Source organism: Stenotrophomonas sp. UBA7606 (assembly GCF_002477705.1).
In the GTDB taxonomy this organism is placed as follows: domain Bacteria; phylum Pseudomonadota; class Gammaproteobacteria; order Xanthomonadales; family Xanthomonadaceae; genus Stenotrophomonas.
In genome coordinates, this window is sequence record NZ_DLJW01000017.1 from 43372 (window position 1) to 44508 (window position 1137).

Annotated in this window: 1 protein-coding gene; it reads left to right on the plus strand. The window is 63.9% G+C overall.

From position 1 onward, the window contains the following. On the plus strand, positions 1 to 870 hold an 870-nt coding region (gene groEL / locus B2527_RS02840), incomplete at its 5' end, for a chaperonin GroEL (RefSeq protein ID WP_293706027.1). Positions 871 to 1137: the final 267 nt, after the last annotated feature.

Below are 1137 nucleotides of genomic sequence, written 5' to 3' on the forward strand. Positions count from 1 at the left end.
ACCCTGGTGGTCAACACCATCCGTGGCATCGTCAAGGTCGTGGCCGTCAAGGCACCGGGCTTCGGCGACCGTCGCAAGGCGATGCTGGAAGACATGGCCGTGCTGACCGGCGGCACCGTGATCTCCGAGGAAGTTGGCCTGTCGCTGGAAAAGGCCACCATCAAGGACCTGGGCCGCGCCAAGAAGGTGCAGGTTTCCAAGGAAAACACCACCATCATCGATGGCGCTGGCGAAGCTGCCGGCATCGAGTCGCGCGTCAAGCAGATCAAGACCCAGATCGAAGAAACCTCTTCGGACTACGACCGCGAGAAGCTGCAGGAACGCGTTGCCAAGCTGGCCGGCGGTGTTGCCGTGATCAAGGTCGGCGCCTCGACCGAAATCGAAATGAAGGAAAAGAAGGATCGCGTTGACGACGCCCTGCACGCTACCCGCGCAGCTGTCGAAGAAGGCGTGGTCCCGGGCGGCGGCGTCGCCCTGGTGCGCGCTGTCACCGCTCTGGCCGGCCTGAAGGGCAACAACGAAGACCAGAACCACGGTATCCAGATCGCCCTGCGCGCGATGGAAGCCCCGCTGCGCGAAATCGTTGCCAATGCCGGTGAAGAGCCGTCGGTCATCGTCAACAAGGTCAAGGAAGGCACCGGCAGCTTCGGCTACAACGCTGCTTCCGGCGAGTTCGGCGACATGCTGGAATTCGGCATCCTGGACCCGACCAAGGTGACCCGTTCGGCGCTGCAGAACGCAGCCTCGATCGCTGGTCTGATGATCACCACCGAAGCCATGGTTGCCGAAGCGCCGAAGAAGGACGAGCCGGCCATGGGTGGTGCAGGTGGCATGGGCGGCATGGGTGGCATGGGCGGCATGGACTTCTAAGTCCACCGCAGCCTCACCGCTGCTGGTAATACCCAGAACCCCGCCGCAAGGCGGGGTTTTGTTTTGCCCCGCGTACGACGCCGCAGGATGCGTGCCGTGGCCCCCTCCCTTTGGCGAAGCCAAGGGGAGGGTTGGGCAGGGGTAGCTTCTGGCCTTTGCTTCAGCCCCTCTCCCATCTGCGGGGTGAGAAGGGCTGCTTGCGAACCAAAGGTTCGCAGCCATTCGAACGACCTTGCGCCAGCGCAAGGACCGGGGCGCGGAGCGGGG